Genomic DNA, 2,292 nt, shown 5'->3' with positions numbered 1-2,292 from the left:
CGCGTTACCGGTCAGCGTGTTGCCCAGGTTGTTGCCGGTGAGATTGAACAAGCCCGTACCGGTGACGGTAACGTTTTCGAAGTTCACCAAGTTGCCGGCGCTGAGGTCGATGCTCAGGGCTTCGGTCCTGGAGGCGTTCTTGTAGCCGACCTGCAAGGTGTCGTTGCCCTCGCCTGCCTCTTCCTGGACCAGGGCCAGTTCGGCGGCATTGTCGAGGATATACAGGTCGTCGCCATCGCCACCGATCAGGGTGTCGATGCCGGCCTTGCCGTCGAGGAGGTTATTGCCGGCGTTGCCGATAATGCGGTTGCTCACGGCGTTACCGTTCAGGGTGATGGCCAGGTTGCCGGTATTCTGGGCGTCCAGCCATTCCAGGTTAGCACCCAGGGTCACGGCTGCCGCGCCACTGAAATTGGCGATGGCTGCGTCACTCATGCGCAGTTGCAGCACGTCCTGAACGCCCCCATCGGCTTTTTCGGTGATGCTGTCTTCCAGGGCCAGGGTGGCCTTGGCGCCAGTGCCCTTGGTCAGCAGGTCGACGATGTAGGTGTCGTTGCCTTTGCCACCCACCAGGCTGTCCACCCCGGCGGCGCCATCGAGGACGTTGTCCTGGTCGTTGCCGGTGATGCTGTTCTTCAGTTCGTTGCCCGTGCCATTGATCGCCCCGGAACCGGTCAGCACCAGGTTCTCAACGTTGGCGCTCAGGCGGTAATTGACCGAAGCCCTGACGGTGTCGATGCCTTCGTTGAACAGCTCGGTCACCCCATCGCCCACGTTATCGACGACGTAGGTGTCATTACCTTGACCGCCTACCAGCGTATCGGCGCCCAAACCGCCATCAATCCAGTCATTGCCGGCATAACCCAGCAGCACATCAGTGCCGGAGCTGCCGGTGATGGTGTCGTTGCCTTTCAGGACATAGGCGTAAGTGGCCTGGGTGTCACCCTCGCTCAGCGCGAAATTGGACATCACCGCAGCGCTCACGGAAATGCCACTGACGGTGTACTTCAAGACGCCGCCCACGGAGAGACTGGTGCTGGTCACCGTGCCGGTGACGCTGTCATCGTCCCAATAGGTGAGACGCCCAATAAAGGTCTGGCTCTGGTAACCGTTGCCGATGGTCAGCGAAGTGTCCTCGGCAGCCTGTACATCCCAGTACCAATCTTGCTCCTGCGTGAAATCAAAGCTGCTAGATACCTGCACCGTCGCCATTCAAGTCACCTGTTTATTGTCTTGGAAAGGCCGGGACAGCAGCACCCGGCGCCAAGAAGGTAACAAATCAGACATAAAATTGCCGACCGAAAACTGGGGCGCAAGATCGCCGACCCGGCGAAACAACCGCCCCCGTTCACACCCGTCAATCAGGTACCGAGTAGTAGATGTCGCTCAAGGCAATGCTGTTGACTCCCGTGAGTTTGATGGCGAAGTCCGCCGCTGCGCCGCCGTCGACCGTGCCGTATAACACCCCGCCCAGTAGCTTGAGCTGTCCGGCGCCGGTGAAATCGGCGTTGCTGGCGATGAGCTCGAAGCTGGTGCCCAGCCCGCTCAGGTCGATATGGTCGATACCTGATTTGAAGTCGCTGATGGTGTCCCAGGTGGTGCTGTCGCTGACTGTGCCCAACTGCGCCAGGTTGTCGAAGACGAAGGTGTCCGCCCCCGCCCCGCCGGTGAAGACATTCTGCGCGGTATTGCCGATAAGGACATTATTCAGGGCGTTGCCGGTCAGGTTGAGCTTGACCCCGGCTTCGGTGGAACTGAGGTTGAGGTTCTCCAAGTTGGCAGCCAGGGTGATCGTCACCGCTGCCAGGCCGGCGGTGCCGCCATAGACCTCAATGCTGTCGATGCCTTGGCCCGCCAGCTCAATGACCTGGTCTTCCAGCTGGTTCTTGGTGGTCAGGTCCACCACGTAGTAATCATCCCCAAGACCGCCCTTGAGGGTATCGGCACCGCCGTAGCCATCCAGGAAATTGTTGCCACTGTTGCCGGTAATGATGTTGGCCAGAAAGTTGCCCTCGCCATAAATATCGTCGCTGCCGGTGAGTACCAGGTTGTCCACACCGGACTGCAGGTCGAGGCTGTAGCTGACACTGGTTTCGATGGTGTCGATGCCCCCGCTGTCGAGCACCTGGTCGTTGACGTTATCGATGATGTAGGTGTCATTGCCGGCACCGCCCTGCATCAGGTCAGCCCCCAACCCGCCATCGATGCGGTTGTTCCCGGCGTTGCCGGTCAGGACGTTGTCCAGGGCATTACCCACCAGATTGAAGGCACCGCTGGCCAGCACCACGGCGT

General features: G+C 60.1%; 2 protein-coding genes. Both read right to left on the bottom strand.

Features of this window, described 5'->3' with window-relative positions; genetic code table 11:
* A partial coding sequence (locus tag M1B34_RS33415; RefSeq protein WP_268267405.1) for a calcium-binding protein occupies positions 1–1,212 on the bottom strand: 1,212 nt, incomplete at its 3' end.
* 145 nt (positions 1,213–1,357) lie between these two features.
* Positions 1,358–2,292, bottom strand: a 935-nt coding sequence (locus M1B34_RS33410; protein WP_268267404.1) for a M10 family metallopeptidase C-terminal domain-containing protein, incomplete at its 5' end; no start/stop codon positions are given.

The organism is Pseudomonas morbosilactucae, from assembly GCF_023241715.1.
In the GTDB taxonomy this organism is placed as follows: domain Bacteria; phylum Pseudomonadota; class Gammaproteobacteria; order Pseudomonadales; family Pseudomonadaceae; genus Aquipseudomonas; species Aquipseudomonas morbosilactucae.
This window is presented reverse-complemented; position numbering and strand designations above follow the sequence as displayed.